The following is a 16,423-nucleotide window of genomic DNA, read 5'->3' on the forward strand; positions in this document are numbered from 1 at the left end:
GGTCAGGGCAGGGGGCGGCGCACCGGTCCGGGGCGACAGGTCTCGTCGAAGCACCTGCGGTGCCACGAGCCGCCGATCCCCCAGAGGGTGAAGTCGGTGCGCCGATATGCCATGCGGAAATCCTATTTGCGCCGTTGAGGGGCGGTCAAGGACGGTCCTCCGTCCGGCAGTTGCCCCCAACACCCGGCCCGGTCCGCCCGCTCCTATGACCACCGGTAACAGCACGAACGCCTGGCTGGCTGCCCCGCGCACCGTCCGCGAGCCTCGGTCCGAACGACCCCGACGGCGCCGGCCGCGCCCCGCCGCCCGCCCGCCGTCCGAACCGGAGGACCACGCACCATGCCCGCCACCGCCGACCCGGCCGCCCCGTGACCCGCTTCCTGCTGCGCCGACTGCTGCTCGCCGTCCCCACCCTGCTCGGCGTGAGCGCCGTCGTGTTCGCCACCGTCGCCCTCGTCCCCGGCGACCCCGTCACCGCGTTCCTCGGCCCCGGCGCGCCCGCCGAAGCCCGGCAGGCCCTCGCCGAACGCATCGGCCTCGACCGGCCGCTGCCCGTCCGCTACCTCGACTGGCTCGGCCACACCCTCACCGGCGACCTCGGCACCTCCACCTCCACCCAGCGCCCCGTCGCCGACCTGCTGCTGCCCGCCCTCGGCCAGACCCTGGTACTGGCCGGCGCCGCCTTCGCGCTCGTCCTGGCCGGCGGCGTCCTGCTCGGCACCCTCGGCGCCCTCCACCCGCGCGGCTGGCCCGGACGCCTCAGCGGCGCCGCGAGCACCCTCGCCGTCTCCGCCCCCCAGTACTCCGTCGCCCTGCTGCTCACCGCCGCCTTCGCCGTCCACTGGCGCCTGCTCCCCGCGAGCGGCACCCACGACGCCTTCGGCCCCGGCGGCCCCGGCGACCTGCTGCGCCACCTCGTGCTGCCCGCCACCGCCGCCGCCCTCGTCCCGCTCGGCCTCACCGCCAAGGTCCACCGCGCGGCCCTGGCCACCGTCCTCGGCTCCGACCTCGCCGACGGCCTGCGCGCCCGCGGCCTCGGCCGCGCCGCCGTCCTGCGGCACTGCGCCCACAACGCCTCGCCCGCCCTGCTCACCATCGGCGGCCTGCAACTCGCCTACCTGCTGGAGGGCGTCGTCTTCGTGGAGACCCTGTTCGCCTGGCCCGGCCTCGGCCGCCTCCTCTACGAGGCCCTCACCGCCCGCGACCTGCCGCTCGTCCAGGGCGGAGTGCTGCTCGTCGCCACCGCCTTCGTCGGCGTCAACCTGATCGTCGACGCCGCCCACGCCGCCATCGACCCCCGCGTGCGGAGCTGACCCATGCCCACCCTCCGCCACCGCCGCACCGCGCTCGCCGCCACCGCCGCCCTGCTCCCCGTCCTGCTCGCCCTCGCCGCACCCCTGCTCGCCCCCGCCGACCCCACCGCCGGACACCTCGCCGACCGCCTCCTCGACCCCGGCACCCCCGGCCACCCGCTCGGCACCGACGGCCAGGGCCGCGACCTGCTCAGCCGCCTGCTCTGGGCCGCCCGCCCCTCGCTCACCGCCGGACTGCTCCCCGTCGCCGCCGCCGCCCTGGCCGGCGCCCTCGTCGGCATCACCGCCGCACTGGCCGGCCGCGCCACCGAACAGGCCCTGCTGCGCACCCTCGACGTCCTGTACGCCTTCCCCGGCGTGCTGCTCGCCATCGCCGTCGCCACCCTGCTCACCCCCGGCCTCGGCGCCACCGTCCTCGCGCTGTCCGTCGTCCTCACCCCCGCCGTCGCCCGGGTCGCCTTCACCGAGACCCGCCGCATCCGCACCGCCGAGTACCTCGAGGCCGCCACCGTCAGCGGCGCCACCCGCACCGCCCTGGTCCTGCGCCAGGTCCTCCCCGTCGTCGCCCCCGTCGTCCTGGTCTACGCCAGCTCCCTGGTCGGCCTCGCCATCGTCTACGCCGCCGGCCTCTCCTTCCTCGGCCTCGGCGTCCCCCCGCCCACCCCCGAATGGGGCGCCATGCTCGACGAACTCCGCCCCGCCCTGTTCACCCACCCCTGGCTCGCCGCCGTCCCCGCCCTCGTCATCCTCGCCGTCTCCGTCGCCTTCAACACCCTCGGCGAGACGCTGCGCACCCGCCTCGGCACCGGAACGGAGCCCCCGCGATGAGCCTGCTCACCATCGACGGCCTCACCGTCCACCACCCCGGCGGCGTACGGGCCGTGGACGACGTCACGCTGCGGCTCGACGCCGGACGCGCCCTCGTCCTGCTCGGCGAATCCGGCAGCGGCAAGACCACCCTCGCCCGCACCGTCCTCGGCCTCACCGCACCCGGCACCACCGTCCGCGGCAGCATCCGCCTCGGCGGCACCGAACTGCTCGGCCTGCCCGAACGCGCCCTCACCCGCATCCGCGGCCGCCGCATCGGCCACGTCCCCCAGGACCCCTCCGCCACCCTCGACCCGCTGCGCCGCATCGGCACCCAACTCGCCCAGGTCCTGCGCGTCCACGGCCTCGCCGAGAACCGGCGGGCCGCCCGCACCGCCGCCCTCCCGCTGCTCACCGCCGCCGGCCTCCCCGACCCCGAACGCGCCGCGAGCGCGTACCCGCACGAACTCTCCGGCGGCCTGCGCCAACGCGCCGCCATCGCCCTCGCCCTCGCCGGCGACCCCGAACTCCTCATCGCCGACGAACCCACCACCGCCCTCGACACCCTCGTCCGCGCCCACGTCCTCGACCTCTTCACCACCCTCCGCACCCGACACGGCCTCGCCCTCCTCCTCGTCACCCACGACCTCTCCGCCGCCGCCCGCATCGACGACACCGTCGCCGTCCTCGACGCCGGCCGCCTGATCGCCACCGGGCCGGCGCAGGAACTGCTGATTCCAGGTGGGACGGCGGGAAGCGCAATCAGGGGCTCGGGCAGGACGGCGGGAAGCGCAATCAAGGGCTCGGGCAGGACGGCGGGAAGCGCAATCAGGGGCTCGGGGAACGGCGAGTCCGAGCTGCTGGGGGCCGGATCCCATCGGAAAGTCCGTGCTGCTTCGGGCCTGGGAACGGAACCAGGAGCTCACGCGCGCACCGGCAGTGGACCGTCAGCAGCCACGGCCCCGCCGTTCCCCGGGCCCCTGGATGTTCCCGGGGTGGGTGGGTCGCATCGGGGTGTCGGTGCTGCTTCGGGCCGGGAACAGAACCGGAAGCCAATGCCGCGCACCGGCAGTGAACCGTCAGCAGCCACGGCCCCGCCGTTCCCCGGGCCCCTGGTTTCTGCCGAAGGTGAGGCGTCCAAGTGACCACCCTGCTGCGGCTCGAGGCCGTCTCCAAGAGCTATGCCCACCGCCCGGCCGTCAGCGGTGTCAGTTTCGAGGTGCGCGCGGGCGAGAGCGTCGCGTTGGTGGGGGAGTCCGGTTCGGGGAAGTCGACGCTGGCCAGGCTCGTGCTGGGGCTGGTGCGTCCCGATGCGGGGACGGTCACGTTCGAGGGGCGTGATCCCTCGCGGTTGCGGGCCCGTGCCGATCGGGGGGTTCGGGCCAGGTTGCAGTTCGTGCCGCAGCATCCCCGGGGGGCGTTGAATCCGGCGCTGCGCTCCGGCGAGGCGGTCGGCTTCGCGTTGCGGGCCCACGGCGTTCCGCGGCGCGAACGCGCCGACCGCATCGCCGAGTTGTTCCGCCGGGTGGGCCTCGCGCCGGAGCTGGCCCGCCGCTTTCCCCGGGAACTGTCCGGCGGGCAGTTGCAACGCGTCGCGGTGGCACGGGCGTTGGCGACCGGACCGGCGCTGGTGGTGTGCGACGAGCCGACCTCCGCGCTGGACCGCGACACCCAGGAGCGGCTGCTCGACCTGTTGACCGAACTGCGTGAACGCACCGGCACCGCCTACCTGTTCGTCTCCCACGACCTTGCCGCGGTGGCCCGCTTCGCCCACCGCACGCTGGTGCTGCGCACCGGCCGCGTGGTCGAGGAGGGCCGCACCGGCGACCTGTGGACCGCTCCCGGACACCCGTACACCCGCGCCCTGTTGGACGCCTCCGGCCCGCACGTCACCCTCCGCATTCCGGCGCACGGCGCCGAACCGAACGACGAGAACGAGGACCCGACATGACCGAGCACGCCCCCCGCACCCGCTCCAGAGCCGCCGCCGCCCTGGCCGCCGCCGTCCTGCTGGCCGCCACCGGCTGCGCCTCCACCTTCGGGGGCGGCGACGCCGCAGGCGGTGGCGGTGGCGGTGGCGGCGGGACGCTGGTGATCGGCGCGACCGGCAAGCTGCCCAACCTGGACACCGTGATCGGCGGCGCCGGCTTCGAGGGCAAGCGCCTGCTGAGCTTCCAGATCTACGAGGGCCTGACCCGCTACGAACTGCTCGAGGACACCGACAGGCCGCCGCAGGTGACCGGCGCGCTCGCCGAGTCCTGGCAGGTCGCCCCGGACAGGGTCACCTGGACGTTCGCCCTGCGCAAGGGCGTCACGTTCCAGGACGGCACGCCGTTCGACGCCGACGCAGTGCTGTTCAACCTGCACCGCTACCTGGACAGGTCCAGCCCCGAGTACACCGACGCGCTCGGCGCCGCCGCCAAGGAGTACGCCGGCGACATCGCCTCGTACCGCAAGACCGACGACACCCACGTCGAACTGGTCACCTCCGGCCCGAACGGGCACTTCCCGGAGGACCTCGCGCACGTGCTGATCGCCAGCCCCACCGCCGTCCGCAAGGCCGGGAGCGCGAACTTCTCCCAACACCCGGTCGGCACCGGCCCGTTCGCCTTCGCCTCGCAGACCGAGGGCCAGCAGGTCGACCTGGTCGCCAACAAGGGCTACTGGCGCGGCGCCCCCAAGCTGGAGCGGCTCGTCGTCAAGGCGCTGCCCGACCCGGCGGCCCGCACCGCCGCGCTGCGCTCCGGCGGCGTCAACTGGATCGAGTACCCGAACCCGGACGACCTGGAGAGCCTGAAGGCGGACGGCGCGCAGATCCTCTCCAACAGCTACGACCACCTGTGGTACTGGATCCTGGACACCACCAGGGGCCCGTGGGCGGACGTGCGGGTCCGGCAGGCCGCCAACTACGCGATCGACCGGCAGGCCATCGCGGGCAGCCTGCTGCACGGCACCGCCGATCCGGCGTTCCAGGCCGCGCCGCGCGCCACCGCCGCCTACGACCAGGGCGGCGACCGGTACGGCCACGACCCGGCGAAGGCACGGCAGTTGCTCGCCGAAGCCGGCTATTCCGACGGCTTCTCCACCTCGGTGACGGTGCCCACCGGCGGCTCCGGCAACCTGCTGCCGGTGCCGATCACCGAGGCCCTGCAGCGCGACCTGGCCGCTGTCGGCATCAAGGTGGAGATCCGCACCACCGACTGGACCACCCTGATAGGCGCCGAGGCCAAGGGCGAGGTCGCGCTCGGCTCCGACGCGATCGCCCAGTCCACCACGCTGTTCCAGTCCGAGGCGCTGCTGCCGCTGTTCCTCGGCTCCAAGAGCCCGTTCTGGACCGGCCACTACGCCAGCCCCAAGGTCGACGAGCTCATCGCCACCGCCGCCGCCAACCCGGACGAGTCCGCCCGACAGGCCGCCTACCGCACCGCGCTGCGGCAGGTCACCGAGGACGCGCCCTGGCTGTTCGTGGTCAACGACCGCAACCCGCGCGCCCTCGCGCCCAGCGTGCACGGACTCGTCCAGCCGCAGTCCTGGTTCCTCGACCTCACCACCGTGTCGGTCGCCAAGTGACCCCCCGCCCGCAGGCCGACCCGAAAGGCCCCCGATGAGCACCGCCCGCCCGACCGCCGCCCGCCCGACCGCCGCCCACCAGCCCGCCGCCCCGCCCGCCTGGGGCATCACCCTGCCGCTGCCCGGACTGACCATCGACCGGCACCGCTTCCTGGTCGAACGGCTCCCCGACCTCGGCTACGGCGACGTGTGGAGCGCCGAGGGCGGCGGCACCGACGCCTTCACCCCGCTGGCCGCCACCGCCGCCTGGGCCCCGCACCTGCGGATCGCCACCGGCATCGTCCCGGTGCACACCCGCGGCCCCGCCGTGCTCGCCCAGACCGCCGCCACCCTCGCCCAACTCTCCACCGGCGGCGTCCTGCTGGGCATCGGCGCCTCGGTGCCCGCGCACGTCACCGACATCAACGGCATTCCGTTCGACGAGCCCTTCAAGCGCACCCGGGACGTGCTGCGCTTCCTCACCGCCGCGCTGCGCGGCGAACACGTCGCCGGCGACTTCGACACCTTCTCCATCACCGGCTACCGGCTGCCCCACCCGCCCGCCGACCCGGTCAAGGTCATCCTCGGCGCGCTGCGCCCCGGCATGCTCCGGCTCGGCTTCACCGAGGGCGACGGCGCCATCACCAACCTGCTGCGCGCCCAGGACCTGCCCAAGGTGCTGGACGCGGTCGGCCCGCAGCCGCCCGGCAAGGAACTCGTCGTCAAGGTGTTCGTCTGCCCCACCGAGGACACCGCCTACGCGCACCGCGCCAGCCGCCCCTTCCTGGCCTGGATCCTCAACCGCGAGCCCTACCGCAAGTTCCACCAGTGGCTCGGCAACGGCGAGTTGCTCGCCGAGACGCACAAGCGCTGGGCCGACGGCGACCACGAGGGCGCCCAACGCGCCCTGCCCGGCGAGGTGGTGGACGCGCTGTTCCTGCACGGCTCCCCGGAGGAGTGCCGCGAGCAGATCCTGCGCTACCAGCAGCCCGGCGTCACCGCCGTCCAGCTGTACGTCTCGCTGCCGCCCGAGGTGTTCAGCAGCCGCACCCGGCTGCTCGACACCCTCGCCCGGCTCGGGCCCGCCGCCCGATGAGCTGCCCGGCCAACTGTCCAGCGGCGGGCCGCAGTCGACCTGCGGCCCGCCCACCACCCGATGCCATCAAGGGAGTTGACCCGATGGAACTCGAACTGCGCGGCGGCGTCCGCGCCGCCCCGGTGGCCGGCCGCACCCCCGCCGAACGCCAAGCCCTGCGCTGGGCCCCCGACCCGCGTGAACGCACCGCCGACCCCGCCCACATCGCCCGCACCGCACGGGAGTTGGAGGAGGACGGGCTCGACTCCGCGCTCGTCGTCCAGTCCTCCTCCTGGCCCGACCCGTGGGCCGTCGCCGGCTGGGCGCTGGCCGCCACCACCCGGCTGCGGATCGCCGCCGCCCACCGGATCGGCACCACCGCGCCCACCGCCGCCGCCCGCACCCTCGCCACCCTCGACCGGCTCTCCGGCGGCCGGATCAGCGCCCACCTGATCATCGGCTCCAGCGACGCCGACGTCGCCCGCGACGGCGACACCCTCCCCAAGGCCGAACGCTACCGCCGCGCCGACGAGTACCTCTCGCTGCTCACCCGCTACCTCGCCGCCGAGGACGACCTCGACCACCACGGCGAGTACTACACCGTCCGCGCCGCCCGCACCGGCCTGCGCCCCCGCCCCGGCGGCGAACTGCTCTCCTTCGGCGGCTCCTCCCCGGCCGGCGTCGACCTCGCCGCCCGCTACGCCCAGGTCTACGCCGTCCCGCCCCGCCCGCTGCCCGACACCCGGCTGCGGATCGCCGAGGCCCGCGCCGCCGCCGCCCGGCACGGCCGCACCCTGCGGATCTGGCGGCACGTCACCGTCGTCCTCGCCGACACCGACACCGCCGCCCAGCAGCACCTGCGCCGCCTGCGCCGCGACGCCCTGCGCCTCACCGCCGGCCCCGACGCCGCCCGCTACCTGGACGCCGTCGCCCTCGACCGCGACCGCGAACGCGGCACCGCCGACCCCGCCGCCGCCCACGCCCAGGTCGCCGCCTACGTCCGCCGCTCGCTCACCGGCGCCTACACCGGCTCCCCGGCCACCGTCGCCGCCCGGATCAACCTGCTGCGCTCCGCGGGCGTCGACATCGTCCAACTCGATCTCCCGGTCGAAACCGACCACGACCGCGCCCTGCGCCGCGCCCTGGTCACCCACCTGCGCACCCCGACCCCCTCCCGCCGCGCCTGGTGAGCCCCGCCCGCGCCGGGAGCCGGCGGGCCGGTCACGCCGGCGCCGCGGTCCGCCGGGCCTCCCGGGCCAGCTCCCGGGCCGCCGTGCGGGCCGCGTCCGCGAAGGCGCCCAGGGCGGCGGTGGTGTTCCCGGTGCGCCAGACCAGGCCGTAGCCGACCGGGTCCGCGTCGGTGACGGGCACGTACGCGACGCCGGGGCGGGCGAAGTAGGCCGCGGTGTGGGCGGCGGTGAGCAGGGCGCCCCGGCCGGCCGCGACCAGCACCAGGGCCTCCTGCAGCTGGGTCACGGCGGGGCCGGGGGCGGTGGGCCGGCCGCTCGGGGTGCGGGCGGGGGCGTGGTGCTCCCGCCGGTAGTCGGGCAGCTCGCCCTCGACCGTGAGCAGCGGGACGTCGGCGAGGTCCTCCAGCGTGGCGGTGCCGCGGGCGGCGAGCGGATGCGCGGACGGCACGGCGAGGACGCGCTCCTCGGTGAGCAGCGGCGGGCCGCCGCCCAGGTCGTCCTCCCGGACCGGGAGCTCCTGCAACTGGACGTCGAACTCGCCGCCGCGCAGCCGCCCGTACGGATCGGCCATCGGCACCTCGCAGATCTCCACCGCGAGGCCGGGGTGGCTGCCCCGGAGTTCCTCCGTCACCCGCATCACCAGCTCGCCGGTCAGCGGGTTGGAGAAGCCGACGTGCAGGACGGTGTCGATGCCGCGCGCGGTGGCGACGGCGCGGGCCAGGGCGGCGTCCATCGCGCGGTGGTGCGGTTCGAGGTCGGCGCGCAGCCGGCGGCCGATCGCCGAGAGGGCGACGCGGCGGCTGGTGCGGACGAACAGCGGTGCCCCGACCCGCCGTTCGAGGCGCTGGACCAGCTGGCTGACCCGGGCGCGGGAGAGCCCCATCCGGTCGGCGGTGCGGCCGAAGTGCAGCTCTTCGGCGAGCAGGAGGAAGCACTCGACCTCGTCGCGTTCCATCGGTCCTCCCGGGTGAGCCGGATCGGTGAGCCCGCCGGATCGGTGAGCCGGCCGGATCGGTGAGCCTGCCGGATCGGTAAGCCTGCCGGATCGGTAAGCCTCGCTGAACGAACGTCCAGGACTTCGCCGTTGTTCCGCCCACGCCTCCTGGCCGAAGGTGGACGAGTCGCCGCCCCGCGGGCGGCTCCCCGCCAACCCACCTCCCACATCCAGGAGTTGACCCGTCATGCGTACCACCGAGGCGGCACCCGCCGCCCTCAGCGCCCGGGAACGGGCCATGCTGCTCGTCCTGTGCGGCGCGATCTTCCTCGAGGGCATCGACGTCGCCATGCTGAACGTGGCGATGCCCGCCATCCGCGCGGACCTCGGCCTGTCCACCGGCACGCTGCAGTGGGTGATGAGCGCGTACGTCCTCGGCTACGGCGGCTTCATGCTGGTCGGCGGCCGGGCGGCCGACCTCTTCGGACGGCGCCGGATGTTCGTGGGCTGGCTGGCGGTGTTTCTGGTCTTCTCCGGACTCGGCGGACTGGCCTCCGAGGGCTGGCAGTTGATCGCCGCCCGGTTCGTCACCGGCGCCGCGGCGGCCTTCATGACCCCGGCCGGGCTCTCCGTCATCACCACCGGCTTCCCGGAGGGCCCGCGCCGGAACCGGGCCCTGCTCCTCTACTCCGGCACGGCCGCCGGCGGGTTCTCGATCGGCCTGGTCGCGGGCGGACTGCTCGCCTCGGTCGACTGGCGATGGGTGTTCTTCGCGCCGGTGGTCCTCTCCGCGCTGATCCTGGTCGGCGCGCTGGCCTCCGTGCCGAGGGCGCCGCGGCCCGACCGGACGGGGCAGCGCCTCGACCTGGCCGGCGGCCTGACCGTCACCGCGGCCGTCCTGCTCCTGGTCCTGGGCGTGGAGCGGGCGGGCCACGCCTCGCCCCTCTCCACCGTCCTCACGCTGGGCGCGGGCCTGGCCGCCCTCGCCGGGTTCGTCGCCGTCGAACGCCGCGCGGCCGCGCCGCTGGTCCGGCTCGGCGTCCTCCGCAGCGCCGCCCTGGTCCGGGCCAACCTCGCCGCCCTGCTCTTCTCCGCCGGGTTCTTCGGCTTCCAGTTCCTGGTCGTCCTCTACCTCCAGGAACTGCGCGGCTGGTCCACCCTGGAGACCAGCTTCGCGATGATCGTCATCGGGATCGACGCCGTCCTCTCGCCGACCGTCGTCCCCAAGCTGGTCGACCGCTTCGGCAACCCCCGCCTGATCGCCGGGGGCCTGCTCCTCGCCGCCCTCTCGTACGCGCTCTTCCTGCCGGTCGGCGCCGACTGGACGTACCTCGCGATGCTCCCGAGCCTGCTGCTGCTCGGCGTCGCCTTCGCCCTGACGTACGGCCCGCTGACCATCGTCGCCACGGAAGGCGTCGCGGAGGAGGACCAGGGCCTGGCCGGCGGCCTCCTCTACACCGCCTTCCAGTTCGGCGCGGCCCTCGGCCTCTCCGCGGCGGCCGCGGTCAACGTCGCCGCCACCGTGTCGGACACCGCCGCCGCCCGCCTCGACGGCTACCGGGCCGCACTGTGGGTGCCGTTCGCCGTCGCACTGGGCGCGGCCCTGGTCGGCGCCCTCGGAGCACGCTCGCGCCGGGGCCGCCCGACCCCGCAGCCCGACCCGTCGCCCGAACCCGCCCCCGCCGGATGACCCGCCGCCCCCACCGCACCCCCACCGCACTCCGCAGGCCGGTCCGCCCCGGCTTTCCGCGGCGCGCGGTGGGGGTGCGCCGTGCGGCCGTACAGCCGCACAGCCGTACAGCCGTGCGGTCGTGCGGTCGTACGCAGTGCCGCGACGCCGGGGCCCGTCGCCGTGGGTGACGACAATGCGCGGCCTGGTCGAGGACGTTCGGGACGGGTTCCTGCGGAGCGGGAGAGCGGCCGGTGCTCCGACCGGCGACGCCCACCGGGGTGCGGGCCGCGCCGTGACCCGGGCTACGGTGAGCACCGGGCAGGTAGGAGTGGTGTTCGGAGGGGAGAACCGACATGGAGGCCGTCAGCGTTCCAGGGCCCGAACCGGAGTGGGAGACGGCTCCGTCGTACCGGGGCGGGAAGCGCAATCCCGCGTTCCAGCAGAGCATGTGGGAGTTCGCCGCCGGCTCGTTCCGCGTGGTGGCGGGGCTGCAGCCGCCGCTGGAGGCGCTCGCGGCGCGGTTGAGGCTGACCGTCGAACGGGGTTGGGAAGACCTCGGCCGTGTGGACGTTGCCATGTTCCGCATCGGGAAGACGGACTTCGCCCTGAGCGAGCTCGAAGGAGCGACCGTCCCGTACACGTTCGTCTGGGTGGGCCGCTCGGTGGACGACGTGGAAGCGGCGCTCGACACCCTGCTCGAGGCCCTCGGCATCGGCCGCGAGGCGCTGGCGTTCCGCGGCAGCGTGGAGACCGGCTTCGAAAACTGCAACGGCCGGCCCGGCTAGGGCCCTGCCCGGTCGATCCGGGCGGTCCCGTTGTGCGGGGGCGCTGGCCGGGCGGGGGTCAGGGCAGCGGCGGTGGCGGGGTGGCGGTGCGTTCGTCGTAGGCGGCGCGGGCAGCTTGGACCGAACGGGCGTGGCGGACCGACCAGTTGCCGATGGCGGCGGTCAACTGGCCCGCTTCGACGCCCAGTTCGGTGAGGGCGTACTCGACGCTCGGCGGGACGGTGGGGTAGACGGTGCGGCGCACCAGGCCGTCGCGCTCCAGGGCGCGGAGGGTCTGGGAGAGCATCTTCTGGGTGATGCCGTCGAGCAGGCGCCGCAGTTCGTTGAAGCGCAGCGGCCGTTCGGAGCGGCGCAGGGCCGCCAGGGCGTACAGCACCCACTTGTTGGCGAGCACCTCCATGACGGTGCGCGAGGGGCAGTCGCGGCGGTAGGTGACGGGCCAGTCCTCGGCGGAGGCGGTGCGGGCGGTTTCCATGAGGTACCTGGGTATCAGTCGGGTGCCTTCTTCACAAGGGGTACCGCCCCGGCCGAGGATGGGCGGCGGGCCGGCCGGAGCGGTCGGCCACCCGGACGAGGGGGAGCGGCATGGGCGCCAGGATGCGCGCGGTGAGTCAGCAGGGGTACGGCGGGCCGGAGGTCCTGCGGGTCGTCGAGGTGGAGCGGCCGGAGCCCGGACCGGGGGAGGTGCTGGTGCGGGTCCTGGCGGCGGGGGTGAACCCGGCGGACTGGAAGATCCGTTCCGGCGAGGTGGCCAGGTTCGGCACGCCGCCGTTCGCGGAGCGGTTCACGGTGGGCATCGACCTGTGCGGCACGGTGGTGGCGGCCGGCCCGGGGGCCGACCGGTTCCGCCCGGGGGAGCGGGTGTTCGGCTGCGCGTTCCCGCCGCGCGGCGGGTACGCCGAGTACGCGGTGGTCGCGGAGTCGGCGCTGGCCGCGGCCCCGGCGGGGGTGGACGCGGTGGGGGCGGCGGCGCTGCCGGTCTCGGCGCTCACCGCCTGGCAGGCGCTGGTGCGGGTGGCCGGGGTCGGCCCCGGGCAGCGGGTGCTGGTGCACGCGGCGGCGGGCGGGGTCGGGCACCTCGCGGTGCAGGTCGCCAAGGCCCGGGGCGCGTACGTGCTGGGCACCGCCCGGGCGGCGGGGCACGGTTTCCTGCGCGAGCTGGGCGTCGACGAGCCGATCGACTACACGGCGGGCGACTTCGCGGCGCTCGCCCGGGACGTCGACGTCGTGCTGGACCCGATCGCGGGCGACTACGGCCCCCGTTCGCTGGAGGTCCTGGCCCCGGGCGGCATCCTGGTCGACGTGCGCGGCACCGGCCCGGACCGCACGGCCGTCCGGGCCCTGGCGCGGCAACGCGGCCTGCGGTTCGCCGAGTTCGGGTTCACCCCGTCCGGCGCGGACCTGGCGGAGGTCGCCGCCCTGGTGGAGCGCGGCAGCCTGCGGGCCGCCGTCGGCCGGGTGCTGCCGCTGGAGGACGCGGCCGAGGCGCACGCCCTGGGCGAGGCGAACCGGGTGCCGGGCAAGCTCGTCCTGGTGCCCTGACCCCGGGGCCGGACCCCTCGCGGGGTCGGGGTTTCTCGAGGGGTGGGATCAGGGTGGCTCCTGAGGCGGATGGGACGTGTGGGCACTACTCTCTGGCCCGGCATGATCGATTGCCAGGGTGGGAACCGGGGAGAGGGTGGGGCATGTTCCGCAAAAGGGCCGTTTCGGGCGGGAGTTCGGGCGGGAGTTCGGACGGATGCGCGGAGCCGGCGGCGGGCGGTGAGGTCGTCCGGCTGGCGGGGGTGCGGCGGACGTACCGGCGAGGCGGCAGCGAGGTGCGGGCGCTGGACGGGGTGGACGCGGCCTTCGCGCTGGGGAGCTTCACCGCGGTGATGGGGCCCTCCGGGTCGGGCAAGTCGACGCTGCTGCAGTGCGCGGCGGGCCTGGAACGGGTCGACGCGGGGGAGGTGCTGCTCGACGGGGTGTCGCTGCACCGGATGTCGGAGCGGGAGCTGACCGAGCTGCGGCGCGAGCGGATGGGCTTCGTGTTCCAGTCGTTCAACCTGATCCCGGCGCTGACGGCCCGGCAGAACGTCGAACTGCCGCTGCGGCTGGCCGGGCGGGCCTTCGACCCGGCCGACATCGACCGGCGGCTGGCCGAGGTCGGCCTCGCCGAGCGCGGCGACCACCGCCCCGCCGAACTCTCCGGCGGCCAGCAGCAGCGGGTCGCGATCGCCCGAGCACTGGCCGCCGGGCCGCGGGTGGTCTTCGCGGACGAGCCGACCGGCGCCCTGGACTCGCGCACCGCCCGCGAGGTGCTGGCGCTGCTGCGCGGCGTGGTCGACGAGCACGGCCGGACGATGGTCATGGTCACCCACGACCCGGTCGCGGCCTCGTACGCGCACCGGGTGCTGTTCCTGACCGACGGCCGGGTGGTCGGCGAACTGGCCGACCCGACGGCGGAGGAGGTCGCGGTGCGGATGGCCGCGCTGGAGCCCGCCGGAGCGGCGGCCGAGGTTGCAACCGCCGGGGCCGCCGGGACCGCCGCAACCGCCGAGGCCGCGTCGTGAGCGCCCGCAGACCCGCCGGGGTGGTGTGGATGCTGGCCGTCGCGACCCTGCGCCGGCGCTGGACGGGTTTCGTCGGCGCGTTCCTCGCCCTCGCCCTGGGCACCGCGATGATCGGCATGATGGCGCTCGCCCTGACCGCCACCTTCGGCACCCCCTACCCGGGCCCGCAGCGCTTCCAGGCGTCGACGGGCACCGTGGTCGCGCCGCTCGGCTTCGAGGGCCGGGTGATGCCCGCCCCGGCGGTCCTCCCGGACGACCTGGTGGCGAAGGTCTCGGCGGCCGGGAAGGCCACCGCCGACCGCAGCTTCCCCGTCCGCACCACCACCGCCGACGGCACCGCCGGGCGGGCCACCGGGCACGGCTGGTCGGCGGCGGGCTCCGCCGGCTACCGGCTGACCGCCGGGCGCGCCCCGCAGGCCCCGGACGAGGTGGTGCTCGGCGGCGGCGACGCCCGGCTGGTCGGGCAGCAGGTCGGGGCGGGCGGCGAGTACCGGGTGGTCGGGGTCACCGACGCCCGCTGGTTCGAGACGGCCGTGTTCTTCACCGACGAGGAGGCGCGCCGCCGCTCGCCCGGCGTCAACCTGCTGGTGTCGGAGCTGCCGGCGGGTCAACTCGCGCAGCTGGTGGGCGACTCGGCGCTGGTACTGGGCGGCGCGGACCGCAAGGACGTCGACCCCGACGACACCGGCGGCGCCGAGGCGCTGGCCAACGCGCAGGCGATGGCGGGCAGCACCACCGGCCTGGCGGTCTGCGTCGCGGTGTTCGTGGTCGTCGCGACCTTCGCGCTGGCCACCGAGCAGCGCCGCCGCGAACTGGCGCTGCTGCGCCTGGTCGGGGCCGCGCCCCGGCAGGTGCGCCGGATGGTGCTGGGCGAGGCCGCGCTGCTGGGCGCGGCGGCCGCCCTGGTGGGCTGCCTGCTGGCCCCGCTGGGGGCCGGGCCGCTGCGCGACTGGATGGTCCGGCACGACGTGGCCCCGGCCTGGTTCACCGTGCCGGTGAACCCGCTGCCGCTGCTGGTGGCGTTCCTGCTGGGGCTGGGCGCCGCGCTGGCGGGTTCGGCCGCGACACTGGTGCGGGTCTCCCGGGTGCGCCCGGCCGAGGTGCTGCGCGAGGCCGCGGTCGAGCGCCGCGCGCTGACGCCCGTCCGGCTGGTGCTGGGCGGCGCGATGCTGGTCGGCGCGGTCGCCGGGGGCCTGTACGTGGCCGGGAGCGAACCGTACCTGGCGTCCAGCGCCCGCAAGTACCAGGCGATCCCGGTGCTGTACGTCGGCGCGGTGGCGCTGCTCGCGCCCGTCCTGCTGCGGCCGGTGACCCGGCTGCTGACCTGGCCGCTGCGGCGTTCGCGCCAGGCCGGGCCGCTGCTGGTGCGGGCGAACCTGCTGACCTCGGGCCGGCGGACCGCCGCGGTGGTCGCCCCGATCGTGGTCGCGGTCGGCCTGGTCGGCACCCTGATGACGGTGCAGCGCTCCGCCGACGCCACCGTGCTGGACCGCCAGCGCCAGGACGTGCACGCCACCGACGTGGTCACCGCGGGCGGCGCCGGGCTGGACGCCGGCACGCTGGAGCGCCTGGCCGCCGTGCCCGGCGTCCGGGTCACGCCCGTCACCGCGTTCACCCTCAAGCTGGGCACCCCGGACGGGCAGCAGCTCGACTCGCTGAGCGTGCAGGCCGTCCCGGCGTCCGCGTTCGGCACCGTGCTGACCCCGCGGCTGACCGCGGGCTCGCTGACCGCGCTCCCGGACGACTACCTGGTGATAGACGAGCACGCCGCCGAGTCCGACGACCTCGCGGTCGGCGACGAACTGGTCGCCCTGCTGCCCACCGGCGCCCGGGTGAAGGTCACGGTGGCGGCCGTGGTCGCCCGCGGCCTGGGCGGCGACGCCGCCTACCTGTCCGCCACCGCCACCGCCGCCGCCGGGATCCCGCCGACCCGCGCCTACCTGGACGCCCCGGGCGGTGCCTCGGACGGTGTCCCGGACCGGGGCGCCCCGGACCAGGGAGCGGTCCGGGCCGCGCTGGGCGACTCGGGGGCCGAACTCACCAGCTACGGCGCGCTGTTGGAGGCGGGCCGGGCCGAGGCCGCCGAGCAGACCGACAACGCGGCCGTGGTGATCCTCGGCATCGCGCTCGCCTACGCGCTGATCTCGGTGGTCAACACCCTGGTGATGGCGGTGGCCGCCCGCCGCGGCGAGTTCGCGCTGCTCGCCCTGGCCGGGGCGGTGCGCGGCCAGGTCCTGCGGATGGCGGCCGCCGAGTCCGCGGTCGCGGTGGTGGTCGGCACCGTGCTGGCCGCCGCCGCCACCGCCCTGACCGCGCTGACCCAGCGGCTCTCGCTGACCCACCTGGTCGGCGCGGCCCCCACCTCCCCGGCCTGGCCGCAGTTCCTCGCCACCACCGCGCTGTGCGCCGCGGTGACCGCCCTCACCGCCACCCTGGCGGCGGGCCGGGCCACCAAGCGCGGGGCGTCCGAGTAGCGCCGCCGCCCCGGGGAGCCGCCCGCCCGCGCTCAGCGGCTCCCCGGGGCGACCAGCCCGGTCTCGGAGGCC

Annotated in this window: 14 protein-coding genes; 12 read left to right on the forward strand and 2 right to left on the reverse strand. The window is 75.9% G+C overall.

Translation table 11 applies throughout. The features are described 5' to 3' along the window. The first annotated feature begins 368 nt into the window (after positions 1–368). From ACFUEL_RS18310 to ACFUEL_RS18340, 7 genes are all read left to right on the forward strand, one after another. On the forward strand, positions 369–1,313 hold the full coding sequence (locus ACFUEL_RS18310) for an ABC transporter permease (RefSeq protein ID WP_380237354.1): 945 nt from the start codon (positions 369–371) through the stop codon (positions 1,311–1,313). Positions 1,314–1,316: 3 nt separating this feature from the next. Next, positions 1,317–2,141: an ABC transporter permease gene (locus tag ACFUEL_RS18315; protein ID WP_380237355.1), complete on the forward strand. Its 825-nt coding sequence runs from the start codon at positions 1,317–1,319 to the stop codon at positions 2,139–2,141. Next, on the forward strand, positions 2,138–3,265 hold the full coding sequence (locus ACFUEL_RS18320) for an ABC transporter ATP-binding protein (protein ID WP_380237356.1): 1,128 nt from the start codon (positions 2,138–2,140) through the stop codon (positions 3,263–3,265). The genes ACFUEL_RS18315 and ACFUEL_RS18320 overlap by 4 nt, the downstream gene beginning before the upstream one ends. Continuing rightward, entirely contained in the window at positions 3,262–4,071 is an 810-nt protein-coding gene (locus ACFUEL_RS18325; protein WP_380237358.1) for an ABC transporter ATP-binding protein, read from the forward strand. The genes ACFUEL_RS18320 and ACFUEL_RS18325 overlap by 4 nt, the downstream gene beginning before the upstream one ends. Further along, entirely contained in the window at positions 4,068–5,690 is a 1,623-nt protein-coding gene (locus tag ACFUEL_RS18330) for an ABC transporter substrate-binding protein (RefSeq protein ID WP_380237359.1), read from the forward strand. Before ACFUEL_RS18325 ends, ACFUEL_RS18330 begins: the two co-directional genes overlap by 4 nt. 34 nt (positions 5,691–5,724) lie before the next feature. Next, the gene (locus tag ACFUEL_RS18335; protein WP_380237360.1) at positions 5,725–6,765 is read left to right on the forward strand and encodes an LLM class F420-dependent oxidoreductase; all 1,041 of its coding nucleotides are present in this window, start codon (positions 5,725–5,727) and stop codon (positions 6,763–6,765) included. A gap of 83 nt (positions 6,766–6,848) precedes the next feature. Beyond that, a complete protein-coding gene (locus tag ACFUEL_RS18340) occupies positions 6,849–7,934 on the forward strand; it encodes an LLM class flavin-dependent oxidoreductase (protein ID WP_380237361.1) in 1,086 nt (361 codons plus the stop codon). A gap of 31 nt (positions 7,935–7,965) precedes the next feature. On the opposite strand, the gene ACFUEL_RS18345 is transcribed toward ACFUEL_RS18340, so the two are convergent. Next, positions 7,966–8,889, reverse strand: a complete 924-nt coding sequence (locus ACFUEL_RS18345) for a LysR family transcriptional regulator (protein WP_380237362.1) — start codon at positions 8,887–8,889, stop codon at positions 7,966–7,968. 226 nt (positions 8,890–9,115) lie between these two features. Here ACFUEL_RS18345 and ACFUEL_RS18350 point away from each other — a divergent pair, with 226 nt between their 5' ends. Both ACFUEL_RS18350 and ACFUEL_RS18355 read left to right on the forward strand, forming a co-directional pair. After that, the gene (locus tag ACFUEL_RS18350) at positions 9,116–10,558 is read left to right on the forward strand and encodes an MFS transporter (protein WP_380237363.1); all 1,443 of its coding nucleotides are present in this window, start codon (positions 9,116–9,118) and stop codon (positions 10,556–10,558) included. A gap of 335 nt (positions 10,559–10,893) precedes the next feature. After that, positions 10,894–11,325, forward strand: coding sequence for a hypothetical protein (locus ACFUEL_RS18355; RefSeq protein WP_380237364.1), 432 nt, complete (start codon positions 10,894–10,896; stop codon positions 11,323–11,325). A 58-nt stretch (positions 11,326–11,383) separates the two neighbouring features. Here the strand turns inward: ACFUEL_RS18355 and ACFUEL_RS18360 are convergent, their stop codons facing one another. Then, positions 11,384–11,800, reverse strand: coding sequence for a winged helix-turn-helix transcriptional regulator (locus ACFUEL_RS18360; RefSeq protein WP_380237365.1), 417 nt, complete (start codon positions 11,798–11,800; stop codon positions 11,384–11,386). A 122-nt stretch (positions 11,801–11,922) separates the two neighbouring features. On the opposite strand from ACFUEL_RS18360, the gene ACFUEL_RS18365 reads away from it, so the two are divergent. The 3 genes from ACFUEL_RS18365 to ACFUEL_RS18375 all read left to right on the forward strand — a co-directional run bounded on the left by ACFUEL_RS18365 (position 11,923) and on the right by ACFUEL_RS18375 (position 16,351). Beyond that, positions 11,923–12,867 carry an NADP-dependent oxidoreductase gene (locus ACFUEL_RS18365; RefSeq protein WP_380237368.1) on the forward strand — a complete coding sequence of 315 codons (945 nt, stop codon included), beginning with the start codon at positions 11,923–11,925 and terminating at the stop codon, positions 12,865–12,867. 143 nt (positions 12,868–13,010) lie between these two features. After that, positions 13,011–13,877, forward strand: coding sequence for an ABC transporter ATP-binding protein (locus ACFUEL_RS18370; protein WP_380237366.1), 867 nt, complete (start codon positions 13,011–13,013; stop codon positions 13,875–13,877). Next, positions 13,874–16,351, forward strand: coding sequence for an FtsX-like permease family protein (locus ACFUEL_RS18375; protein ID WP_380237367.1), 2,478 nt, complete (start codon positions 13,874–13,876; stop codon positions 16,349–16,351). The genes ACFUEL_RS18370 and ACFUEL_RS18375 overlap by 4 nt, the downstream gene beginning before the upstream one ends. The last annotated feature ends 72 nt before the right edge of the window (positions 16,352–16,423 follow it).

Source organism: Kitasatospora sp. NPDC057198 (genome assembly GCF_042670125.1).
Lineage (GTDB): Bacteria > Actinomycetota > Actinomycetes > Streptomycetales > Streptomycetaceae > Kitasatospora.